The organism is Haloarcula sebkhae, assembly GCF_014647415.1.
Lineage (GTDB): Archaea > Halobacteriota > Halobacteria > Halobacteriales > Haloarculaceae > Haloarcula > Haloarcula sebkhae.
The window spans coordinates 554,244-575,690 of sequence record NZ_BMPD01000001.1; the positions used below are offsets into that span (position 1 = coordinate 554,244).

At 54.8% G+C, this 21,447-nt stretch carries 20 protein-coding genes and 1 tRNA gene; 13 read left to right on the forward strand and 8 right to left on the reverse strand.

Annotated features, from left to right (window positions below):
* The first annotated feature begins 214 nt into the window (after positions 1–214).
* From IEY38_RS02915 to IEY38_RS02930, 4 genes are all read left to right on the forward strand, one after another.
* Positions 215–288 (forward strand) — tRNA-Phe (locus IEY38_RS02915).
* Between the two features lie 69 nt (positions 289–357).
* Positions 358–927, forward strand: coding sequence for a hypothetical protein (locus IEY38_RS02920; RefSeq protein WP_229775209.1), 570 nt, complete (start codon positions 358–360; stop codon positions 925–927).
* 211 nt (positions 928–1,138) lie between these two features.
* Positions 1,139–3,184: a minichromosome maintenance protein MCM gene (locus IEY38_RS02925; RefSeq protein WP_188975194.1), complete on the forward strand. Its 2,046-nt coding sequence runs from the start codon at positions 1,139–1,141 to the stop codon at positions 3,182–3,184.
* A gap of 225 nt (positions 3,185–3,409) precedes the next feature.
* Complete coding sequence (locus IEY38_RS02930) at positions 3,410–5,587, forward strand: pentapeptide repeat-containing protein (protein ID WP_188975197.1); 2,178 nt, start codon at positions 3,410–3,412, stop codon at positions 5,585–5,587.
* An 8-nt stretch (positions 5,588–5,595) separates the two neighbouring features.
* Here IEY38_RS02930 and IEY38_RS02935 read toward each other — a convergent pair whose 3' ends face one another.
* On the reverse strand, positions 5,596–7,260 hold the full coding sequence (locus tag IEY38_RS02935) for an ATP-binding protein (RefSeq protein WP_188975199.1): 1,665 nt from the start codon (positions 7,258–7,260) through the stop codon (positions 5,596–5,598).
* A gap of 561 nt (positions 7,261–7,821) precedes the next feature.
* Here IEY38_RS02935 and IEY38_RS02940 point away from each other — a divergent pair.
* On the forward strand, positions 7,822–8,421 hold the full coding sequence (locus IEY38_RS02940; RefSeq protein ID WP_188975201.1) for a site-specific integrase: 600 nt from the start codon (positions 7,822–7,824) through the stop codon (positions 8,419–8,421).
* Positions 8,422–8,428: 7 nt separating this feature from the next.
* Here IEY38_RS02940 and IEY38_RS02945 read toward each other — a convergent pair whose 3' ends face one another.
* Positions 8,429–9,061: a hypothetical protein gene (locus IEY38_RS02945; protein ID WP_188975202.1), complete on the reverse strand. Its 633-nt coding sequence runs from the start codon at positions 9,059–9,061 to the stop codon at positions 8,429–8,431.
* A gap of 67 nt (positions 9,062–9,128) precedes the next feature.
* Positions 9,129–9,737 (reverse strand): transcriptional regulator, encoded by a 609-nt coding sequence (locus IEY38_RS02950; protein ID WP_188975204.1) that lies wholly within the window; start codon positions 9,735–9,737, stop codon positions 9,129–9,131.
* Positions 9,738–10,790: 1,053 nt separating this feature from the next.
* Here IEY38_RS02950 and IEY38_RS02955 point away from each other — a divergent pair.
* A complete protein-coding gene (locus IEY38_RS02955) occupies positions 10,791–11,138 on the forward strand; it encodes a nucleotide pyrophosphohydrolase (RefSeq protein ID WP_188975206.1) in 348 nt (115 codons plus the stop codon).
* Between the two features lie 5 nt (positions 11,139–11,143).
* A complete protein-coding gene (locus IEY38_RS02960; protein WP_188975208.1) occupies positions 11,144–13,024 on the forward strand; it encodes a DUF2075 domain-containing protein in 1,881 nt (626 codons plus the stop codon).
* 69 nt (positions 13,025–13,093) lie between these two features.
* Here IEY38_RS02960 and IEY38_RS02965 read toward each other — a convergent pair whose 3' ends face one another.
* The gene (locus IEY38_RS02965) at positions 13,094–13,294 is read right to left on the reverse strand and encodes a hypothetical protein (protein WP_188975210.1); all 201 of its coding nucleotides are present in this window, start codon (positions 13,292–13,294) and stop codon (positions 13,094–13,096) included.
* A gap of 204 nt (positions 13,295–13,498) precedes the next feature.
* Between IEY38_RS02965 and IEY38_RS02970 the strand changes: the two genes are divergently transcribed.
* The 3 genes from IEY38_RS02970 to IEY38_RS02980 all read left to right on the forward strand — a co-directional run bounded on the left by IEY38_RS02970 (position 13,499) and on the right by IEY38_RS02980 (position 14,637).
* Positions 13,499–13,798 (forward strand): twin-arginine translocation signal domain-containing protein, encoded by a 300-nt coding sequence (locus IEY38_RS02970; protein ID WP_188975212.1) that lies wholly within the window; start codon positions 13,499–13,501, stop codon positions 13,796–13,798.
* Positions 13,799–14,305: 507 nt separating this feature from the next.
* Positions 14,306–14,452, forward strand: a complete 147-nt coding sequence (locus IEY38_RS02975) for a hypothetical protein (protein WP_188975214.1) — start codon at positions 14,306–14,308, stop codon at positions 14,450–14,452.
* On the forward strand, positions 14,449–14,637 hold the full coding sequence (locus IEY38_RS02980) for a hypothetical protein (RefSeq protein WP_011224159.1): 189 nt from the start codon (positions 14,449–14,451) through the stop codon (positions 14,635–14,637). Before IEY38_RS02975 ends, IEY38_RS02980 begins: the two co-directional genes overlap by 4 nt.
* A gap of 12 nt (positions 14,638–14,649) precedes the next feature.
* On the opposite strand, the gene IEY38_RS02985 is transcribed toward IEY38_RS02980, so the two are convergent.
* Positions 14,650–15,897 carry a site-specific integrase gene (locus IEY38_RS02985; protein WP_188975216.1) on the reverse strand — a complete coding sequence of 416 codons (1,248 nt, stop codon included), beginning with the start codon at positions 15,895–15,897 and terminating at the stop codon, positions 14,650–14,652.
* A 159-nt stretch (positions 15,898–16,056) separates the two neighbouring features.
* Between IEY38_RS02985 and IEY38_RS02990 the strand changes: the two genes are divergently transcribed.
* Both IEY38_RS02990 and IEY38_RS02995 read left to right on the forward strand, forming a co-directional pair.
* On the forward strand, positions 16,057–16,626 hold the full coding sequence (locus IEY38_RS02990) for a hypothetical protein (RefSeq protein WP_188975218.1): 570 nt from the start codon (positions 16,057–16,059) through the stop codon (positions 16,624–16,626).
* A 98-nt stretch (positions 16,627–16,724) separates the two neighbouring features.
* Positions 16,725–16,970 carry a hypothetical protein gene (locus IEY38_RS02995; RefSeq protein ID WP_188975221.1) on the forward strand — a complete coding sequence of 82 codons (246 nt, stop codon included), beginning with the start codon at positions 16,725–16,727 and terminating at the stop codon, positions 16,968–16,970.
* Here IEY38_RS02995 and IEY38_RS03000 read toward each other — a convergent pair whose 3' ends face one another.
* On the reverse strand, positions 16,971–17,114 hold the full coding sequence (locus IEY38_RS03000; protein WP_229775211.1) for a hypothetical protein: 144 nt from the start codon (positions 17,112–17,114) through the stop codon (positions 16,971–16,973).
* Positions 17,115–17,130: 16 nt separating this feature from the next.
* Positions 17,131–17,631, reverse strand: coding sequence for an Hsp20/alpha crystallin family protein (locus IEY38_RS03005; RefSeq protein WP_188975222.1), 501 nt, complete (start codon positions 17,629–17,631; stop codon positions 17,131–17,133).
* A 219-nt stretch (positions 17,632–17,850) separates the two neighbouring features.
* On the opposite strand from IEY38_RS03005, the gene IEY38_RS03010 reads away from it, so the two are divergent.
* Positions 17,851–20,916, forward strand: a complete 3,066-nt coding sequence (locus IEY38_RS03010; RefSeq protein ID WP_188975224.1) for an FAD-binding and (Fe-S)-binding domain-containing protein — start codon at positions 17,851–17,853, stop codon at positions 20,914–20,916.
* On the opposite strand, the gene IEY38_RS03015 is transcribed toward IEY38_RS03010, so the two are convergent.
* Positions 20,908–21,435: a hypothetical protein gene (locus IEY38_RS03015; RefSeq protein ID WP_188975226.1), complete on the reverse strand. Its 528-nt coding sequence runs from the start codon at positions 21,433–21,435 to the stop codon at positions 20,908–20,910. The two genes, IEY38_RS03010 and IEY38_RS03015, sit on opposite strands and share 9 nt — an antisense overlap.
* Positions 21,436–21,447 lie beyond the last annotated feature (12 nt).

A 21,447-nucleotide genomic window follows, 5' to 3' on the forward strand; every position in this document is an offset into this window, starting at 1 on the left:
GTGGCATGATAGACGGCTCGACGTGTCCGGCCTGTAGCGGGCACGTCTCGACGACCAATGGCACTGAGTACAAATGCGACGACTGTGGCGAGACGTTCGACAGCGCGGACCTGTTTCTCCCGTAATCGGCAGTCAAACCTCCCGACGAATGCGACAAAACCTGCGCCCGCTTTCGAAATGCTTTTTTCTACCCTCGTCATCGATTGGAGTGCGCGCCGCCTTAGCTCAGACTGGGAGAGCACTCGACTGAAGATCGAGCTGTCCCCGGTTCAAATCCGGGAGGCGGCATACCCTTCTCGGTTTAGATGCCCAAAAGACAACCCCCCTTAGCCGGGGGTCTGTCAGGGGGTGGTCGGCGTGACCGATTCGGACTCCGACAGCGAGGGCACTTCTCTCGACGCGAACCCCGGAGGCGAGAGTCTCCAAACCACCGTTCAAGCGCTGGAAGCTCGGCTCGACGCTCTTTCAACGCAAGTCTCGGGTCTCCGTGAGGAACTACACGACGAGCGAGAGCAACGCGCGGAGTTAGAGGACGAGCTGGAAGCGCGCGACGAACGGATCGACGAACTCGAAGCGGAAGTCGCACAACTCGACGCGCGCACCGACATCCTCGAAGTCGTCGAGAACGCCGACAAGATGTCCGGTGAACAGCGCGCGGTCACGCTGGTCCAGCATCTTCACAGAGCGGCAAAAGCGCGTGAGCGGCGAGACGAGCCGCCTGCAGCGACCGTCGACCGGGACGAAGCTGAAGAAGCACTCCACTACCCGAACATCGACCGGACGACGATCTACCGCGACATGGAGCGCGCGGCGCGGCTAATCGATAGTGACGCGCTGCAGTACACGAACGGAGAGCTACGGCTCGATCTCGACGCTGGAAGCGTTCCCCGGAAGTACACGGCTGATCGGGAGGGCGAGAATCTGTGAAGTCCTCACAACAGATGCGATGGGGGAAGCCCCCACCGGATTGGGTCAGTCTGAACGAAACCGTCTGAACCCTTAGAGTTTGCAGGGTAGGACGGTTGTGTAAACAACTGTCGATTAGCTGTTAGTACGCTTGCAAACCGCTCGCACCGCTCGCAGTCAAGACGAATCAACAGCCTCCGCGGCTGTTGTGAAGACTTCACAGAAATCACCGATGCCCGAAAATCACGAACTCACCGAAGAACTGATACAATTCTTCCGGGACTACTACCCGGAAGAGATCGCACAGCTCGCACAACGCTACCCCCGAGAACAGAAGTCACTCCACGTCGACTACGACGACCTGTACCGGTTCGACCCCGATCTCGCCGACGACGTACGGAACCATCCGAAGGAGATGCAGGAACACCTAGAGGAAGCGCTTCGCCTCTACGACTTGCCGGTAGCAGTCGAGCTCAACAACGCCCATGTACGCATCTACAATCTCCCGGAGATGCACGTCTTCGACCCCTCCGGTGTGTCTCGTCACGAGAACATTGGCCAACTGCTCGACATCCGGGGACAGGTCCAGAAGGTGTCCGATGTGAAGCCCCGCCTCACAGAAGCCGTGTGGGAGTGCCAGCGGTGTGGGACCCAGACCGAAATCCCACAGCACGGCGAGAGTCTGCAAGAACCGCACGAGTGCCAAGGGTGCGAACGACAAGGGCCATTCTCGCTCGATGCGAGGGCCAGTAGCTGGATCGACCACCAGTATGCCCGTATCCAGCAACCGCCGGAAAAAACGAACGGCGGAGAAGCGCAAAGCGTCGACGCGCACCTCGAAGAGGATCTGATTGAAGTCTTCGATGCCGGTGACAGGGTGGTTCTGACCGGGATTCTCGACATCGAAGAGCCCGGAGCCGACCAGGGGCTCGACTTCGACACAAACCTCGACGCGCGCTCAGTTGTGAAAGAAGAGAGCGATTACGACGATGTCAACGTCGACGAGTACATAGACGAAATCGAAGCCATCGCCAATGGAGAACACGGTGACCCGTATCAGCTACTCGTCGACTCAATCAACCCAAAGCACCGAGGCGACGAGCATGTCAAGCTGGCCGTCGCGCTGCAGCTCTTCGGCGGCTGGGCCCACGAGTACCCGGACGGAAGCCGTGACCGCGGGGACTGGCATATGCTCCTCCTCGGTGACCCGGGCTGTGGGAAGTCCACGTTCCTCCGTTACGTCGACCAGATAGCCCCGCGGTCGACGTATGCCTCAGGGAAGGGGGCGACCGCGGCAGGAATGACTGCGGCGGCTGTATCGGACGACTTCGGAGATACCGAGTGGGGGCTGGAAGCCGGCGCGCTGGTGCTTGCTGACGGCGGTACCGCCTGTGTCGACGAGATCGACAAGATGCAGTCCGACGCCGTGTCTTCGATGCACGACGCCCTGGAGAGTCAGCAGGTCCACGTCAACAAGGCTGGTATCAACGCCACGCTGAACGCTCGGACTTCCCTGTTGGCGGCAGGGAATCCGAAGGACGGACGCTTCAAGCGCTACCGTCCGAAAGGAGAGCAGATAGATATGGGTCCGACGCTACTCTCTCGGTTCGATCTGATGTTCATGGTATCCGATGAGCCAGATCGAGAGGACGATGCGGATGTCGTTGAACACATGGTCCAGAGCCGGCAGGCTGCGGGCCGCCACACTCGGGGTGAAGAACTGAGTGAAGAGGAGCAGGAACGGGTCGAGCCCGCGATAGACCGGTCAGTGATGCGGGCCTACGTCGCTCACGCCAAGCAGACCTGTCGGCCAATCATTGAGGACAACGAAGTAGCGGAGCGACTGAAGCAGTTCTTCATCGAGTTCCGAGCTGGGACTGGTGAGCAAGACGACGATTCACCTATTCCCGTCACATTCCGAAAGGTCGAAGCGATACAGCGGCTCGCCGAGTCCAGTGCACGGGTTCGTCTGTCGGATACTGTGGAGATTGGAGACGTAGAGCGGGCGATTAAGCTTGTGACGAAGTCGATGAAGCAGGTTGGCTATGATCCCGAGAGCGGCGAGTTTGATGCCGATATCATTGAGACAGGGCAGTCGAAAGATCAACGTGAGCGCCGTGAGACGATTCTTACTTTGGTAGGAGAATTGGATGGTGCAACAGTGGACGATATCGCTGAGAAAGTACAATTCGAGCAAGAGTTACTGAAGCGTGATATTGGAATACTGAAAGAGGCGGGAAGGATATATTCCATGGACGGCGAGATTAGGAAGACATAGCAGTGAGAGTGATCAGAGGAATTAGGGTTCTTTGTTTGGGTCGCACTTAGGGACACATCTAACATAAAATCGAACGACCTTGCCGTGTTTTCAAGTAAGGACAAGTGACTCACAAACCGTTGTTGTACATGATTGGAGGGTAAAGTAAATAAATGAACGCCTCGACAACAGAAGATATCCTTAGGAGCATGTGGGAATATTATGTCTGATATATGTTCATTTGATGTGTCTGCTTCAGAAAATGGATATACTGAGACATATGACTGTCAAAGAGATGCCAAAACCGGGTCTGATTGGTGCATTTGGCATACTCCAAGTGAGAACAAATCTGCCGAAGAAGTTGTTGATTCACTACAGGGACTTGATTCGGGTAGTGACATCAATGGTGCTGAATTTAGGAATCTCGACTTTTCCAAGACCAATTTACCGGAGCAAAGAATTGAACTTGATCGTGTCGGGTTCGTAGATTCGGATTTCCGATTCAGCGTAATCGGTGGTTTGGAATTTATCAAGTGTGACTTGAGAAATACTGACTTCCAAGGTTCTGATTTGTATAATATTGTTTTTAATAGAACTAATCTCTCACATTGTGACTTTAGTGCTGGGACACGTAACATTCGCGAGAGGTCTGAAACTGATAAATCTTCAGTACAGGTTCAGCGGAAAGAGTCAAATCTCAGAGATGTTAAATTTTTACGTGGTATATATAATGAAACTATATTTTCAGATGCGGAACTCAGAGAGTGCGATATTAAAAATATCTCACTTGAAAATCCAGAACTTTCAGGTACGGAGTTTCAGCGAGGCAAGGCAGAAAACCTCAATATAATAGGAGGAACCATTGCAGTAGATTTTAATAATGTTGAAATCATCTCCCCCACCTTTGAAAAGATATCAGACGCAGACATTTCTTTCCAGTATAATTTAATTGAGAGTGGAAATTTCCACTTCGAGCCGCCAGAAAAAGAGGATCAGCGATGTCGTGTGAATTTCAAACAGCTTGATGAAGGGGATATAACTCTATATATCCCCTCACAAAACGTCGAGTTTTCTGCATCATCTTGTGAAAATACAGAATTTGAATTCAAAGGGCGAAGTCCCGAAGCAAAGATTGAATCGCTGACTATACGGCAGGTTCAGGATCAAAGCGGTCTAATTGTAGATGGTCCTGATATCGTATCGGCTGACCTAGAATCGAGCGACTTCTCAACCTTTGAACTTGCTGAATCAAATATTGAGACAATCGAAGCTGAAGCGATCGTGGCTAATCAATCTCCGGAATTGGACAATGTTGAAATAAGTGGTGGTGAAATTACTGAATCAAAGTTGTGCGATGGCACATTCGAGACTGTGCATATTTCACAAGTGAGACTCTCATCTGTAAAAATATCAGATGGAGTGTTTGATGGTGTTTGTTTTATAAATTTGCAAGAATCTAACGATGTGGATTTTTCCAATTCCCTTCTGACTAACTGCACATTTTCTGACTCATGTATCTCTGACGCAGATATGGCCAGTACGACTTTCAAGGACGGCAACACATTTATCGACGTTATTTTAAATGGGGCTGATTTCTCCCACGCTTCATTAGTTGAAGTAAACCTAAATTCAGTCATTCTCAGAGGTTGTCTTTTAGTACAAACTGATCTGCGGGATGCTGACTTAGCAGGGGCTGAGTTACACGATGTGCATACCTCTTCAACTAGAATCAATAGTGAAACCAGCCTCGGATCGTATTCTCCCTACGAATTACGCGCCGATAGAATGGTAGAAATGGATTGTGGCGAGGACAGTTTGGACCATGTTGATTGGAAGCAGAGAGGGAGAGAAATAGAAAATCGGCGGTTCTATCAACGCCTTCGTCCTGGATTCCGCAGACTCAGAAACCGTGGAAGGCTTTCAGAGGAGAGAAATAAAACAGATACTGAGCTCTTGGATAATGCGATTCGGGTTTACAGAATGTATCAGAATTTACTCCGCCAAAATGCTCTGATGCATGATTTCCGAGGGTATCGCATTAGGGAGCGCCATACCCAGCGTAAGAAGGCAAAGGCAAATCAGAACTACTCCCAATGGCTAAAATTGGTTCTTCTACGTATTACTTCTCGATATGGCGAGAGTTATTTCCCAGTGGTGGTAATTTCGGGCGTAGTTATTTTCGTCTGGTCATTAGTGTATTATATTTCGGGTACTGTTCGAGATGTTTCTGGGAGTTCAAATACCACGATAAATTCATTCTCTGAGGCAGTCGCTCTGAGCATAGGTTCTTTCACGTCTACAGGGTCCAGCGGTCTCGAGATCACGACTACTTCAATCCGCTTACTCCAGGGAGCAGAATCAATAATAGGAGCTGTTCTTGTGGCGGTTTTTGTGGCCGTCCTCGTCAGGAGGGCGACGCTGTAACTACGCGGTTATCCGCCAATATGATCATCTGCATTTTCATAGAGGTCATATAGGATAGTAGTCCATTTTCGACGTTCGCGTTCATAGAAGTCTCGTAATTGCTCATTCCCATAGACTGCATCCTCTCGTTTTGCAAGTGTAATCAGAAGGAGGTCAACCAGCAGCTTAATATCGGACCTATCTATCTCTTTCCCAGAATCGGCTGTGAGCGGACGGTACAATTCTTCATAAAATGGATGTTGAGTATTTACTTGAACCTCTATTTCTTTTCCACTCCATTCAACCTCATAGAAATTCCCTGAAGCTGGATTCGCCTCTGTAACTTCGAAATAGTAGTCTTTCTCCAGCATTAGCTCATAGGTTTCCCGGAGACTTTCTTTTTGTTGAGGCGAGAGCTCATCATCTTCCTCTAATCCTTCTAACAAATTCTTAATATCCGTCTCTTGATTCTTTATTTCATTACTGTCTGAATTATAGTCACTCCGAGGAAGAAAATCGACCAATTCGTTCGCTACCCTTTCTGCTCGGCTAAACGACTCTTCGGCAGAAGAAAACTCATTTTTAAGCATCTCGCGCTTCTGCGAAATAGTGTTTCGGAGCGAGGCTGTAGTTTTCCCGACATGGTCTTTTATGTCGTTCCTAAGTTCACTATCCAATGAGAACCGGCTTTTGTTTGTTTGTACGCCGAATAGGTCATCTAATTCTTCTGGGAAATGTATTCTACCCCTGAAATAGTTTAGATTATTATGGCGAGTGAATAAACTTAGTGTTAGGCTTTCACCAATCTCTCGATTTTCGCGTATTATGTAAAACCCTTGATTGCTCTGGTTGATGTTGAATTCATCCTGTGCTTCTCTTCGGATTATCTCCCGCATTGGAAGAAGGAAAATTTCGACCGTTACTTTAGGGACTTCGTCTTCCTCCCCCCAGTCGGGATACTCGATAGTGAACTCTGTTTCTCTCTTTGATTTGTCTAGTTCTTGAACTTCATATGATTCATCGATCCACATGAGGGGGTCATGAATCGGGACCTCTTCACCATTCATGTGGATTTTATGACCCTCCTGGATGACTTCTCGTTGAGTCTGTGACACATTCTCTTTAAGAAAAGAAGACAGTGCGGATGCGGTCTTACGATCCGGGCGCCGAAGATTAGGAATATGAATTATCGTGCCTTGCGTGCTATCTTCATCTAAATTATTAGATACTTCTTCAGGGAGCTCATCTACTGGCTCCGGGGATGGGATGTGAATATCCTCTTCGTCCATTCCAAGTAACTGTTCAACCTTTAATTGAGATTTGTAAAACTGATCTTCTTCAGCAGTAGTAGAGTAAATTTCTGTATGCTCCGCTTGGCAAAATGCCGATGAGGGGAGACCAAAACCAAATTTCCCAGTTGTTCGCCGATCACGGTCAATCTGCCCTCCGAATTTCAGCGCTTCAATAATTTCATTTTCTGGGATACCCTCTCCATCGTCCTCAACAACTAATCTAAGACCTCCTCTATCGTTGTTTTCAACGGTAATCCAGATGTTCGCAGCATTTGCGTCAAAGCTGTTATCTATAAATTCATTGACTGCATCTATGGTATCGAGACCTAGGTCTCGGACACTTTTTATGAATAGCCGGGGAGATATGAGGCTCTGCTGTGTGCTATCTGAATCAGTAGACATTTTCACTCACTGTCTGTCGTGTATGAACTGAACACCATTCATTCAAAAGTCCTTCCCTTACCTGTGGTCCAAAGCCCAAATAGATAAAGATATCACGGATTCTGACTCAAATATTATATTATCATAGCAACTGCGACCCACTGTGCAGTACTACGCATTAATTAGGTAGCGTGAACTCAATTTCGTTATAATACGAAAGACAAACGTCTTGTAGTGCTTTAATCCAGTGGCTATAGGACGAAGCTAGTGGCCGAACCCGCCGTGAGTTACGAGATGAGGTGGATAGATTCCCCGTCGAAATTAAGACATGAGAGTACGCTAAACTGGAAGCGGATCAGCAAGAGGTTCTCCAGAGGATTGCCGAAGCTACAACAGGGTACGTCCAATAGTCGTCAATGTCCGCATTGATGAGTTGCCTGAGAGCTATGAGGTAGAGATAGGGCATTTGAATTTCGTAGTTGACCAAGAACTACGACACAAAACCCAACATATCGGGCTATAGCTGACTGCTTCGGGCCAAACGGTGGTTTATGATGTCGGACTTATCATTGAGAACTATCCATGCGAATCAAGCGTAACGAGAATCATCACTCGTATCGCTGCTGGCTTACCCCGGATGAGTACAAGCAACTCAAACAAACAGCTGGGAGCTATCGAGATTCGCTCATCGTTCAGCTCGGCGGTGAAGTCGGGCTCCGCTCCTTTGAGATCCCTCAGGTCTGTCCAAAGCATATTACACAAGTTGATGGGCATGCTCGGCTCCGTGTTCCCGAGGGAAAGGACACCGAAGGTAGTGGCGGGAAGCCCAGAGATGCATATCTCCCGGAGCAGGTTGAAAGCGAAGTCCTTCGCTATGCTAACGTCGAAGAGATTGACCGCGACGAGCCGATCATCGATCTGACCGAGCGATCTGTCCAGCGACGTGTGAAGGAAACAGCGGAGCGCGTGGGGGAGGAGACGGGAAATGCCGACTGGGAAAAAGTATCGAGTCATGATCTCCGGCGCTACTATGCTCAGACACTACTCGTCAGAGAGCGGATGAATCCCCGTGTAGTGATGGAAGTCGGTGGCTGGTCGTCGTTCTCTGCCATCGAACCGTATCTGAATGCGCCGACCGCTGGCGTAGTCAACGAGGAGTTCGAGGGAACAACCCTCTCATGAGCTAAGATCAGGCCCGAGAGTCTCGCCATTTCTCCTTCGCACTGTGGGCTCCACCTTTGCTGGAATAGCCTGCTCGTTCAGCTAACTCACTGATCGAGATCTCGCCATTTGTCTGCTCCAAGAGCAGGAACGCTTTGGCCTGCTTCTCTGTGAGGTTTTGAACGTTCGAAAGGTCGTTCGATTCGTGACCTGCTATCGCGCTATCCGCCGATAGAGAACTCTCTCTATCGCCAGCCCGTGAGTCTGCTAGATGCGAGGACGCTATCTCTAGATTTTCTGCTTTTCTCTCTGTCTCCCTATCGCTGGAAGGAGAGGACTCTGTGACTGGGTTCGCCCGTTCACTTGACTGGCCAGATTCTGCCACCTGAATCATCCCATCGGCGTACCAGACGCGAACCGATTGCGCCCCACTGAGATGGGTCACAACTACCTCTCCGATCTGCCGCTTGAACGCATCAGATTCGTTCTCGTGTGGAGTCTGCTGAGTGTTGGAATCCTTCGTCGAGGGGGATGTGTGGAACTGAACCATGTGTGTCCGTGATATGTGCCGGTTCGGTTGTAATCCACATGTTAGGAGGAGCGACCAATCATCAAGAGCGGCAGTGTTCATCGCTTTCCGGTGGGTTATGGCGGAATACATCGACAGGATGACTCGATAACGGAGATTACAAACCGCAAGGGCCAGCGAATCACGTAGCTCAGAGCATTTAGTCATCCAAGAGCAGCCAAGTGATGACTGCGCCGTGCTGGTGGTGCGGGTGCTGGAGCCCATCGAAAGGCTCGATGGCCGTGGTCTCGACGTTGATGTCGTACCAGTACGAAACGTCACGCTGGAACTTCTCGGCTATCGCCTCCGCCCGTAGTTGGTCGTACTCCTCGCCGTCCTTCTCGTAGTAGAGCCCGAGTAGCCCGGTCGGCTGGTCGAAACCTGACTCGACAAGCTTCGGAGCGTCGGTGAGCATCGACGACGAGCCCTGCTCGGGGAACGGGCTGAAGACGCTCTTGTACATATTCGGATCGATGTTCCCGTTATCCAGCCGGAACCGGAGCAGCTTGGCCTCAATCGGGAAGCGGATACCGTCGGTGTCGACCACCAAGTCACACCGTTGTTGGTTGCCCGGATACGGAACTTCGGTCTTGATTTCACCAGCGCGTTCCGCTGGCAGTTCGTCCAAGATCATCTCAATCTGATTCTCCTCCTCAAAGGGACCGATGCCAGCCTTCCACCGGCTGTGCTGTGCGTCGGCATCGGCCTGTGGGATCGCGTCGGCAAAATCACGAGCGACACGCTGGAGGACCACTGAGGGATTCGACATGAACTTCGATGGCTTCGGATAGTAAATAGCACTTTCCACATTCCCTCGAAGCAGGGGGTAGACCGGTGCTCAAGGGGGCAATTCAACCATGTCGAGCAAAAACGAGTAGTAGAGCAGTATCAAGCAGCTCTTAACAGGCGTATTGGGGGTGAAATCATTCTTGCAAATTGGCTGCTCTTTCGTCTCGTCTTTGCAACGAGCAAAAACAGGAGAAAGAGGGGTCTCAAGTAGCCCTCAAGCGGCAGAACGACCAGCAGCGGAGGACCTCTTGACCGGTGGTCGTTCCCGTTCAATACGAAACGGAGTGGTAAGAGCAACCAGTAAGGGGGTGCTCAAGCAGTGGTTTGCCCCCACTGAAGGAGTGGTCTTGTGGTCAGCATTGAAGAGCAGCAAGAGCAGGGAATAGAGCGCCCTCAAGCAACGCAAATCTTCGCTTGAGTGGGTGTAGAAAAGTGGGTGGTAGTAGCAATATTCTCTCCCTCCCGGTGGCGACGGGATCGAAGAGCAGCAAGATCAGGGGAACAAGCGCCCTCAAGCAGCGCTTAAGCGGTAGAACTACCAGCGGCGAAAGCACACTGTGAGCGGTGGTCGTTCACTCTCGATATAGAACAAAGGGGCGAGAGCAACCAGAGAAGGGTGGTTTACCCCCGCTGAAGGTGTGGTCTCGGTGGCCGGGCTCGGAGAGCAGCAAAACAGGGGAACAAGCGCCCTCAAGCAGCGCTCAAACAGCAAGATGACCAGTGGCTAAAATCCGCCTGAACGGTGGTATTTTCGGCTCGATCTCAGGCGAAGGGGCAAGAGCAGCCAGAAAGGATAAGCAGATCCACACCGGCTCCTGTGTCCGTTCGGGTGAGCGCAACGGGGAAAGCAAAATCAAACCAATAGCAAGCGTCCACCCATCACTGGATTTGTACTCTCTATACGGAGAGCATCCCTCAGAAGACTAGCTTTCCATTGTTACAATCAAGTACGCTACACTGTAATTAGTCGATGTCCCCAGTATAGTTCGCTCACAGCATTGCAGTTATGTATTTTATACGCCCAGTCAGAGATATGCAGTTCGACGACCTAAACAAAGAAATCCGAGAGTTCTGCGAGACGCGTGACTGGAGTCAGTACCACAGTCCGAAAGACCTAGCTATTGGACTATCCACTGAATCCAACGAACTGCTCGACATCTTTCGATTCAAGAGCCAAAGAGAGCAATTAGAAATAATATCCAACCCAGACAGGCAGTCCGAGGTTGAAGACGAGCTCGCCGATGTATTGTTCTTCCTCCTGCGATTTGCAGATTTACATGACATTGATCTTGAGGACGCGCTAGAGACGAAGATCGAAAAAAACCGAGAGCGGTACCCGAAAGAAGAATACGAGTCTAGCAACAGAAAATATAACGAGTAGACTAAATGCTGATTTACGAGAGCACCAAATCGGGACTCCTGGACGATATTCTGTCGGATAACCTTGTTTCACGAATAGAAGCCGAGTACGCAGCGAAGGGGCTCGGTGGGGTGAGTCCCAATGAGAAGCGGGCTTGGCGGAACTCGTTCCAGTATATCCATAAGGTCCTCGCTGGAAGTGAAATTCCAGACGACGCTGGCGTTGCCATTGAGTTCAAAATTCCACTAACATCGCGGCGTGTCGACCTCATGATCTCTGGGAGAGACAAAGACGGTAACGCGAATGTCGTCGTGGTGGAGCTGAAACAGTGGGAAGGCGAAGACACCGAGCGAGTCGATGGGAAAGACGGCATCGTAGAGACGTACGTCGGTGGTGGTATTCGGGAGACAACGCATCCGAGCTACCAAGCGTGGGCCTACGCGAATTTCCTTCGAGACTTCAATATCCAAATTCAGGAGACACCAATCAACCTCCATCCGGTCGCATACCTCCACAACTACGAACCTGAGTATCGCTCGGCTATCGATAACGAAATCTACGCACCGTATACAGAGGAAGCACCGTTGTACCTCAAGGGCGATGCCGTTGAGTTCCGGGATTATCTGGAGGAGCGAATTCAAGTCGGTGATGGAGGTGAGCTGCTCCACGAGATTGCGGACAGCGGTCTCAGGCCCAGTAAATCGCTGCAGGATTCGGTTCGGGAGATGCTCAACGGCAATCATGAATTCACCCTACTAGATTCCCAGAAGGTCGTCTTCGAAAGGGCAATCGAGCTGGCGAAGCAGTGCCAAGAAGACGGACAGAAACGTGTTCTTCTCGTTGAGGGAGAACCAGGGACGGGCAAGACCGTTGTGGCGATTAACATCCTAGCAGAGCTGCTGCAAAACGATCTGACCGCACAGTACGTCTCGAAGAACGCTGCACCCCGAGATGTGTACGAACAGAAGCTCAGAGGCGATATGATGGTCAAGACGATCAATCATCTATTCAAGGGTGCTGGAAGCTATGTTGACGAAGAGGCGAACGCTGTCCCAGCGCTCATCGCCGATGAAGCACATCGTCTCAACGAGGAGTCGAACTTCTTTGGTCGTGGCGAGAACCAGATTATGGAAATCATCAACGCCGCGCAGTTCAGCGTATTCTTTATTGACGAGAGTCAGCGCGTGCATATCGACGATATCGGATCCAAGGACGAAATCAGAAAGTTTGCAGATGAGTTGGGCGCAGAAATAGAGGAGACTGCGCTAGAGTCTCAGTTACGATGTGGCGGGTCCGGAGACTATATTGAGTGGGTTGACGGTGTGCTGCAGATAGGCGATACAGAAACACCCGAAGACATTGATCTTGATTTTGATGTTCGGTTATTCGATTCACCAGAAGCACTCCACGAGGCCATTGAACGAAAGAACGAAAAAACCGATTTATCTCGAGTCGTGGCCGGCTATTGCTGGGAGTGGGATACAGATGGCCAGAGTGACCCAGACTACGTCGATATCGAGATAGGTGACTACAGACGTAGCTGGAATCTCAAAAGTAGCGACCCTTGGGCTATCGCCGAAGGGTCAATCGACGAGGTAGGCTGCATCCATACGTGCCAGGGGCTCGAGTTCGACTATGCGGGAGTGATCATTGGTCCTGATCTCCGGTATCAGGACGGCGAAATAGTTACTGACCACGAGGAACGCGCCAGCAGTGATCGCTCTGTCTTTGGTATGAAGAAGATGTTTGACGAAGAGCCTGAGAAAGCACAGGAGTTGGCTGATGAACTAATCAAGAATACCTACCGGACACTCATGACACGAGGGATGAAAGGGTGCTATATCTACTGTTGCGATGATGAGTTGCAGGCTTATTTGCAAGAGCGACTTGATGCGGTTGCTGAATAAATCGTCAATAAATCCTATTTTCAGCGTGTGTATAATACCTGAGAGGGCTCTATCGGGATTCTAGGAGTTCTAACCTTGCTCCTCAACAGCGTCACGGAGTTCTTCGAATAACTCTGGATGATGCTTTTCTAGAATATCAAGATCTTGAGACAGTTCTTCATCGATCTTCCGGCGGATTCGAGAAACAGCTTGGTAGTACCGGTCGGACTTCTCCTCGGCTTCGAGGAGTTCCCGCTCGGTATCTGTGAGTAGTGCGCGGCGGCGTCCCATTTGCGAAGCCTGTTTGGGGGGCATCTCATTATACTGTGCCCTTCGTAGGCCTGTAAGGTTCCCATTTGCGGCAACTTCCCATATATGGCAAAAGACTAAGTCCCATGTTGCCACAAGTGGGAATAAGAACACCGCGGCTACGCCATTTGGAAATGGCCGGTGCAAGGACACCGACCGCGGGTTCTCAACACAAGCCAAGAACCCATGTCAACCGATGATACACGCGGAAATGAAAGCATCGCCTCGACGAACGACCCAAGCCGACGGCAGTTCCTCGGTGCTGCGGCCGCGGTCGCTGCGCTCTCGGTCGACCCACCAGCGGAGCCACAGCCCGCTATCTCGGATGATTTCGCCGCACACGTCGCCACCGAACACGTTGAACCGGCCCTTCGGACTCTGACACGGCCGGACTACGACCGCACAGAAGCTATCCCAAAGCTCGAAGACGCCCTTTCTCAACTCCGAGAGGAGACTGAGACACACCCCGATAGGAGGCGTAACTAACCCATTCACTCATTCATTCAATCAATTATTCATTCATTGACATATACTAAGTAGAGCCAGTCACTATGGGATACACATGCAGCACAATACCAATCCGAGAACGGAGATGAATTGCTTAGTAATTAACTAACTAATTAACTTATTAACTAATCAACAGAAACTAAGTGAAATCACCGAATAAGGACTCAATACACAGAATACAACCAACAAACAACTTACAGGATTCAGACAGATGACTCTCAAACGTGGTAAAGTGCAAACGTATGGCCCTGACAAGCTCACCAGGCTTGGGCCATACGTTTTGAATCGATTGGACCGGGAAGATGTCTTCCCAATCTTAGTTACTAGAGCTAGATACTTAGCACTTGGGGACGACTCACTCCCGGTCCGGTGTCGCCGGCCTAACCGGCCTTCATCGGACGATGGAATTCAGACACGATGAGCTAACGTCGACCCAGCGAAGTATCGCACACCACCTGAACAGTCGCCAGTCTGGGAGTGAGCGGGATGATTGAGCGGTTCGGCCACGACAAGATTCGACTCGTCGAGTGTCCGGTCTGTGGCATCGACCTTCGGAACAAGCGAGTCTCCCACCACGTCGCATCGCATCGACCGAGTGAGTTCGGACTGTCGCCGCAGGGGGTGATTCAATGACGGCGAAGAGCGCAGACGGGGACCAGTTCGTCCAGGAGAACAAGGACACGCTCGTCCGCATCATCAAGCACGGTGACGACGAGTTCGTCCGAGCACTTGCACTGCGGGCACTCATTCGGTACGGGGATGAACCGGCTCTACACGACGTACAGAACGAGATCGAGCGCGCTAAGGAGGAGGTGTAGTCGGTGTCCGCTTCAGCTCTGTCCGGTAGTGGCGAACTCCCGCGCTTCTCTGAGGATTTCGGGGTTCTCGTCTCCAAGTTCGATGAACTGCTCGACGCGGTCGAGATCGTCGAGCAGCTCGGGGTCGTCCCGAGCGATACGGAGCAGTTCCGCCCGAGTTTCCCGCTGCTCCGCTTCCAGTTCCTCGACCGCAGCCGCGTCCATCGCTTGACTACACCAGACACAGGTGGGTTCGTCTCGGGGCGTTTCGTTTCGGCACCGCGGACACGTAACCGGCGCAATCGGGTCAGACTCGTCTTCCTCAACGTCGACGCCGTGTGCCTGTGCGATAGCGCGGTCGTTGGCGTCGCCGAAGACAGCGACGTAGCGAGAGGCAACGTCCGATCCTCTGTCCCAGCCGTGGTGGTCCTCGATGTGGGCCTGATTCACGCCGTCCGAAGCGAGATAGGAAGCGGAGGACTTCCGCATACGGGTGAAAGTCACGTCGCAGTGGTTCACACCCGCCTTCCGTGCGTGCTTCTTGAGGATTTTGAGCTTCATCTGGTAGCTGATGTCCTCCGGTTTGTTGAGTTTCGACCAGAGCGGGGCATCGGGCTGTTCCGGGGCTGGATGCACGTTCAGCCACTGTTGGAGTTGGGGAACGGCGGTCGTCAGGATGACCGACCGCTCACCTTTCTTCCCGTCGACGGAGATACGCAGACCGTATTTGTGGTCAGAAACGTCTCCGACGGTGAGGTTTCGGATTTCACCACTCCGGGCCCCGGAGTCCCACGAGACAGCGATGAGCGCCTTATCGCGGGCGTGACGGCACTCATCGAGCATGGGCTTGATGTGCTCGTCCCACCAGAGCATTTTGGCCGGGTTCGGCATCGGATTGTAGTCCTTCGACGTGGTTGCGGACACCCACGAGATGCTATCGGGAATCTCGTCGCCGTCGGTGACATGCTTCCCGAACATCCTGTAGGCAACCCGGTAGTCCCGGTTGGATTCCTCGTTGTCGTAGGTGTCGTGAATCCAGCGGACAATGTCCTCGGCAGCTCGCTTGTCGTCAAGAGAGTCGGCCAGTCCGCCGACTTCCTCGGCGATACGCACACAGTGCCTGAGGAGCTTTTCACGGCGTTCCTTCCCGTACTGACTCCCGAGCAGGGCGAGTCTGTTGTCGAAGGCCTGCAGCACGTTCTGGTCGTCTCCACTCATCTCTTCGGCGTGCTCAATACGTTCCTGCAGATTCTCGATTCGACGATCTGCGTTTCTCGTCATCTACATGGGGAAATGTCATATGGGCATGTAAACCACCAGTTGAGGTCCGGGAGGCGGCATCCCGATTTTGTATCTCCAGTTACTGTGACCATGAACGACTAACTGTTGCGTCGGTCCGTCCTAGTCACCGGAACAGGTACTTCGGTGGCGACGAGTAGCATGGGTATGACAGAGGAGCCAGCACACGAGCAGATGGAGCGCCACGCGACCCTGACCGACGAACTCACAGACCTCGATGCGGAGCGGGATGCCGTCGCGGCGTCAGTACAGGACCGGCTTGCCGACGCGGTTTCGGAGGCGATAGCAGAAGCGGGTACGAATGTCGGGAGTCTCGGCCAGTCCAAAGACGGCAAACGGTTCCGGTTCGAGGCGCGGCTCGACCGGGCAGCGCTGGTAGCGGCGGTGACGGAAGCGCTGCCGGACGGATTCGTCGTCTCCCACGTCAACGAAGACGGGACCCTAAGCGTGGACTGGACCGGCGACAGCACGACGCCGTCGAAGCGGGAACACGGGGCCATCCTGAAAGCGATCATCGCGGAGGAAACGGAGACGGACAGCGACGGGTTCATCGAGTCCGTACCCAGCCATGACCGCGTGCTGGCACGGGCGGTAGAACTGGGGATCGACGAGGGTGACGCGGCGGACCGTCTCAGTCGCCTGGCGACGCTGGACGTGGTAGATATCACTGACGAGGGGATCTATCCCGACGAGAACTTCTCGCGGTACTAGCGAGCAAGAGCGTATGTGACTAGCAGGGGCAAAGGGCAAGCTGGCGGAGTGGCGTGACCGACGTTTATTACTGGGTCCGGCCTGTGGTGTCAGACGAAATGGCAGTATTATCGACAGAAGACGAGGGAAAGTTTCTCATGGACGCACAGGGAGAACAGATCGGTATCGTGACCGAGGTCGACCCGGAAAGGCAGGTCGCGTACGTCGAGCCGGAGCCGGACCTCACCGAAGCCTGGGTCCAGGGGCTCGGGCTCGGTGACGCCGACGAAGACGACATTGAGGTCGCCGCCGATGCCATCGGGACGATAACCGACAGCGAACTGCGTGTGACTGTCGACCTGTAGTCACGCGACAGACTCGGGACGCTCGCCCACCACGAGCGTCCACCACTTGACGAACTGCGTCCGTTCGTAGAGGTCGAGAAGCCGTGCCGATGCGTCCGACTCGGAGATGCTCGCGAGCATCAGCGGTGATCCATCGTCGGACAACAGCCGAAAAACGGGTCTACTCGATATCGATTCGGTTCGAATCGTCGGCGTCGTCGGCACGGGGCAGCGTTATTTCGAGGACCCCGTTGTGGTATGTGGCAGTGATGTCGTCGTCCACGACCGGTTGGGGAACGGCGACTCGCTCGGCGACCCGTCGGCTGTGTCGGCGAGCGCCGTCGCTGGTCTCCGTAGCGACCGTGGTCTCGCCCTGGATGCTGAGGACGCTGTCCTCGAAGCGAACGGCGAGGTCGTCGCGCTCGAAGCCCGGGAGGTCGACCATCACGGCGTATCCGTCGTCGGTCTCGTCGACGTGGAGGTTCGTGTCGATGCCGTATCGGCGGTGGTCGTCCGAGCGCATGTTAGCGGCTGGTCGGTCGGCGCGGTTTTCGGGAGCGTCGAACATTCGGCGTCCCGAATCGGTCCCTGTCCATTGGCCCATACTGTCGTCCATCATTTCCTGTTGCGTCTGTGCGAAGAACCGGAGCATCGTCTCGAAGGGGTCGTTGCGGTGTGTCATAATCACCTTATATAAGCTCGTGTTGATATTAACAGTTGCGTAACACGTGCTATCACGGGAAATCCGAAATACCGTGCCAGCCTGTGTTCGGCCGACTCGAAAGCGCGTGATGGGATACCGTAGCGGAACTGTTTTGTCAGGCGTACAGCTAGAACAGCCAGAGCAAACCGCCGAGTGCCCGGTCCGTCGGTGGCTGGGCAACTGTACACGAACTAAACTATGGCAACCGATTCCGGCATCCGGATGGACCCCTCGGCCGACGAGGTATCGAACTACGACTATCAGAACGACACTGTCGCTCGGTCTGGCCTCGTCGATGACCTACAGGCGCGCGTCGACGGCGAGGTACGATTCGACGAGTACTCGCGACAGTTGTACGCAACAGACGCCAGCCTCTACGAGGTGCTGCCCATCGGCGTCGTCTATCCGCGGTCGACCGATGACGTGGCTGCAGTCATGTCCTACTGCGCCCAGCGGGAGATTCCGGTTCTGCCACGGGGCGGCGGGACGAGCCTCGCCGGCCAGACTGTCAACGAGGCCGTCGTGCTGGATTTCTCGCGGTACATGAACGACCTCCTCGAAGCCCGGCCCGACGACCGACGAGCGCGGGCCCAGCCGGGGATCAAGCTCGGCGATCTGAACGGGGAGCTGGCCGACCACGGACTGAAATTCGCACCAGACCCAGCGTGGGGCGACAAGAGCGTCCTCGGCGGCGCTATCGGCAACAACTCCACCGGAGCCCACTCCCTGCAGTACGGCAAGACCGACGCCTACATCGAGGAGTGCGAGGTCGTCCTCGCGGACGGCACCGTCACCACCTTTAGCGAGGTCACCCGCGAGGAACTGCGCGACCGAGCAGACTCCGACGGCGATCTCGAAGCCCAGATTTACGCCGAAATCGAGCGGATACTCACCGAGGAGGGCGAGGCAATCGAGAGCCACTACCCGGACCTGAAGCGCAACGTCTCGGGGTACAACCTCGACTGGGTGCTCGAAGACGCACAGGACGGGACCGTCAATGTCGCCTCGCTGCTGGCCGGCAGCGAAGGGACCCTTGCCATCGTCACCGAGGCCAAGGTGTCGCTGGAGCCGATTCCAGAGACCAAGTCGATGGCGCTGCTCGCCTACGAGGGGCTCATCGAGGCCATGGAGGACGTTGCGGACATCCTCGAACACGACCCCGCGGCCGTCGAAGTGCTCGACGACGTGCTCATCGACCTAGCCTGCGACACCGCCGAGTTCGAAGACGTGGTTGGGATGTTGCCCAAGGGGACCCGCACGGTGCTCATCGTGGAGTTCTACGCCGACGACGCGGAGACCGGCCGGCGGAAGGTCGCCGACCTGCTGGCGGACCGAACAAACGGCGTCAACCCTGCCGCCGACCCGACTGCGGATCGGACGGTCGTCGACGCACCGATACGTGCGTTCGACGCCATGGAGGCCCACGACGAGGCAAAGCGCGAGAAGTTCTGGAAGATGCGAAAGTCCGGCCTCCCGATACTGCTCTCGCGGACGACCGACGAGAAACACGGCTCGTTCATCGAGGATACCGCCATCCCGCCGGAAAACCTCCCGGAGTACGTCGCCGAATTCCAGGAAATACTGGAGGAACACGACACCTTCGCCTCCTTCTACGCCCACGCTGGCCCCGGCGTGCTCCATATCCGCCCACTCATCAACACAAAGTCGGTCGAGGGCGTCGAGACGATGGAGTCTATCGCCGACGCGGTGACCGATCTCGTCGTGAAATACGGCGGGAGCGTCTCCGGCGAGCACGGCGACGGCCGCGCCCGAACGCAGTGGAATGAGAAGCTCTACGGCGCGGACCTCTGGGAGACGTTCCAAGAGCTCAAATCGGCGTTCGACCCCGACTGGCTGCTCAACCCCGGGCAGGTCGTCGGCGTTGACGCAGGCGAGGTCGAGTCCGGCGCGATGCCCAAGCGGGCACGCACGGTCGACATGACCGAGAACCTCCGATTCGACCCGGAGTACGAGTTCGACGCCGGCTTCGACCCCGCCCTAGAGTGGGACAACGACAACGGAATGCAGGGAATGGTCGAACTCTGTCACGGCTGTGGCGGCTGTCGCGGCCCGCAGGAGACGACCGGTGGCGTGATGTGTCCGACCTATCGCGCGTCCGAGGAGGAGATGACGACGACGCGGGGGCGGGCGAATATGCTCCGGCAGGCGATGAGCGGCGACCTGCCGGACGACCCCACCGACGAGGAGTTCATGCACGAGGTGCTGGACCTCTGTATCGGCTGCAAGGGGTGTGCGAAGGACTGCCCGAGCGAGGTCGACATGGCGAAGCTCAAAGCCGAGGTGACCCACGCCTACCATCAGGAACACGGCTCCAGTTTCCGGGACAAACTGTTCGCGAACGTCGACGCGCTTGCCGGACTCGGAAGCGCGTTCGCGCCGCTGTCGAACCTCGCGACGAAGGTTCCGGGTGCTCGCACCGTCCTCGAAAAGGTGATCGGTATCGCCCCGGACCGCACGCTGCCGAGCTTCCAGCGGACGACGCTGCAAGACTGGTTCGACGAGCGCGGTCCGCAGGTCCCGGCCGACGAGGCTGAGCGACGGGCGCTACTGTTCCCCGATACATACACGAACTACAGCCATCCAGAAGTCGGGAAAGCCGCCGTCCGCGTGCTCGAAGCCGCGGGCGTCCACGTCCAGTTGGCTGACCGAACCGACAGCGGGCGGCCCGCTCATTCCAAGGGCTTTCTCGACCAGTCCCGAGCGACCGCGCGGGACAACGTGGACGCGCTCGCCCCCGCAGTCGAGGAGGGCTGGGACGTGGTGCTGGTCGAGCCGTCCGACGCCGTGATGTTCCAGTCGGATTACCTGGACCTGCTATCGGGCGAGGACGTGGAGACGCTGGCGGTCAACGCCTACGGTGTCTGTGAGTACCTCGACACCTTCCGGCTGGACGAGGCGGCCGACTGGGACGTGGCGGGCGAGACGCTGACCTACCACGGCCACTGTCACCAGAAGGCGACGAAGAAGGACCACCACGCCGTTGGCGTCCTCCGTCGGGCCGGTTACGATGTGGACCCGCTCGATTCGGGCTGTTGTGGCATGGCTGGCTCCTTCGGCTACGAGGCCGAGCACTTCTCGATGAGCAAGGCCATCGGCTCGATCCTGTTCGACCAGATCGGCGAGAGCCGCGGCGACACGGTGGTCGCGCCCGGCGCGTCCTGTCGCACGCAACTGGACGACTGGGACGAAAGCGACGGCGAGCCACCGCATCCGGTGGAGAAACTCGACGCTGCCTTAGCCTGAGCCGGTCTCGCCCGGTTGGCGGACCGCCTGGACGATGCCGACCGTCTGGCCAACCAGCGCAAGTCCGATGCCGGCGAGCAACGCGGTTTCCGCTGACGGGAACAGTGCACCGGCGTAGACCGTCCCACCGAGAACGCTCAGCGCTGCGCCGGCCGTGTACATCCGCTGACCTGCTGGGACGCGCGCCCCGGTGTAGTAGAGGCCGACACCCGGAACGACCATCCACCCCAGTATCGTCGTCGTCAAGAACGGGACCCGAAGCGGAGAGTAGAGCAAGCCGACAATACCACCAACAGTGAGCACGAGCCCGACGAGCAGGATGTCGCGCCAGATCCGGAGGACGCCCGTCTCCATCTCGTCCCACGAAAGGACGGCGAACGCAGCGATGAGGACGGCGGCGACGACGTGGAAGATCAGCACTGTCCGGTCAGAGACCACATCGAGATGGGCCAGTCCCACGAGCAGCCACGCGAGCGGAATAAGTACAGTCGGGCCCTGTGCGCGCAGGCGAGGGAACATACCCCCCACTGT

Coding starts and splice junctions, on each gene's coding strand:
- IEY38_RS02925 (WP_188975194.1), top strand. CDS start 1,139: ATGCCCGAAAATCACGAACTCACCGAAGAACTGATACAATTCTTCCGG.
- IEY38_RS02935 (WP_188975199.1), bottom strand. CDS start 7,260: ATGTCTACTGATTCAGATAGCACACAGCAGAGCCTCATATCTCCCCGG.
- IEY38_RS02940 (WP_188975201.1), top strand. CDS start 7,822: ATGCGAATCAAGCGTAACGAGAATCATCACTCGTATCGCTGCTGGCTT.
- IEY38_RS02945 (WP_188975202.1), bottom strand. CDS start 9,061: ATGTATTCCGCCATAACCCACCGGAAAGCGATGAACACTGCCGCTCTT.
- IEY38_RS02950 (WP_188975204.1), bottom strand. CDS start 9,737: ATGTCGAATCCCTCAGTGGTCCTCCAGCGTGTCGCTCGTGATTTTGCC.
- IEY38_RS02955 (WP_188975206.1), top strand. CDS start 10,791: ATGCAGTTCGACGACCTAAACAAAGAAATCCGAGAGTTCTGCGAGACG.
- IEY38_RS02960 (WP_188975208.1), top strand. CDS start 11,144: ATGCTGATTTACGAGAGCACCAAATCGGGACTCCTGGACGATATTCTG.
- IEY38_RS02965 (WP_188975210.1), bottom strand. CDS start 13,294: ATGGGACGCCGCCGCGCACTACTCACAGATACCGAGCGGGAACTCCTC.
- IEY38_RS02970 (WP_188975212.1), top strand. CDS start 13,499: ATGTCAACCGATGATACACGCGGAAATGAAAGCATCGCCTCGACGAAC.
- IEY38_RS02975 (WP_188975214.1), top strand. CDS start 14,306: ATGATTGAGCGGTTCGGCCACGACAAGATTCGACTCGTCGAGTGTCCG.
- IEY38_RS02980 (WP_011224159.1), top strand. CDS start 14,449: ATGACGGCGAAGAGCGCAGACGGGGACCAGTTCGTCCAGGAGAACAAG.
- IEY38_RS02985 (WP_188975216.1), bottom strand. CDS start 15,897: ATGACGAGAAACGCAGATCGTCGAATCGAGAATCTGCAGGAACGTATT.
- IEY38_RS02990 (WP_188975218.1), top strand. CDS start 16,057: ATGGGTATGACAGAGGAGCCAGCACACGAGCAGATGGAGCGCCACGCG.
- IEY38_RS02995 (WP_188975221.1), top strand. CDS start 16,725: ATGGCAGTATTATCGACAGAAGACGAGGGAAAGTTTCTCATGGACGCA.
- IEY38_RS03005 (WP_188975222.1), bottom strand. CDS start 17,631: ATGACACACCGCAACGACCCCTTCGAGACGATGCTCCGGTTCTTCGCA.
- IEY38_RS03010 (WP_188975224.1), top strand. CDS start 17,851: ATGGCAACCGATTCCGGCATCCGGATGGACCCCTCGGCCGACGAGGTA.
- IEY38_RS03015 (WP_188975226.1), bottom strand. CDS start 21,435: ATGTTCCCTCGCCTGCGCGCACAGGGCCCGACTGTACTTATTCCGCTC.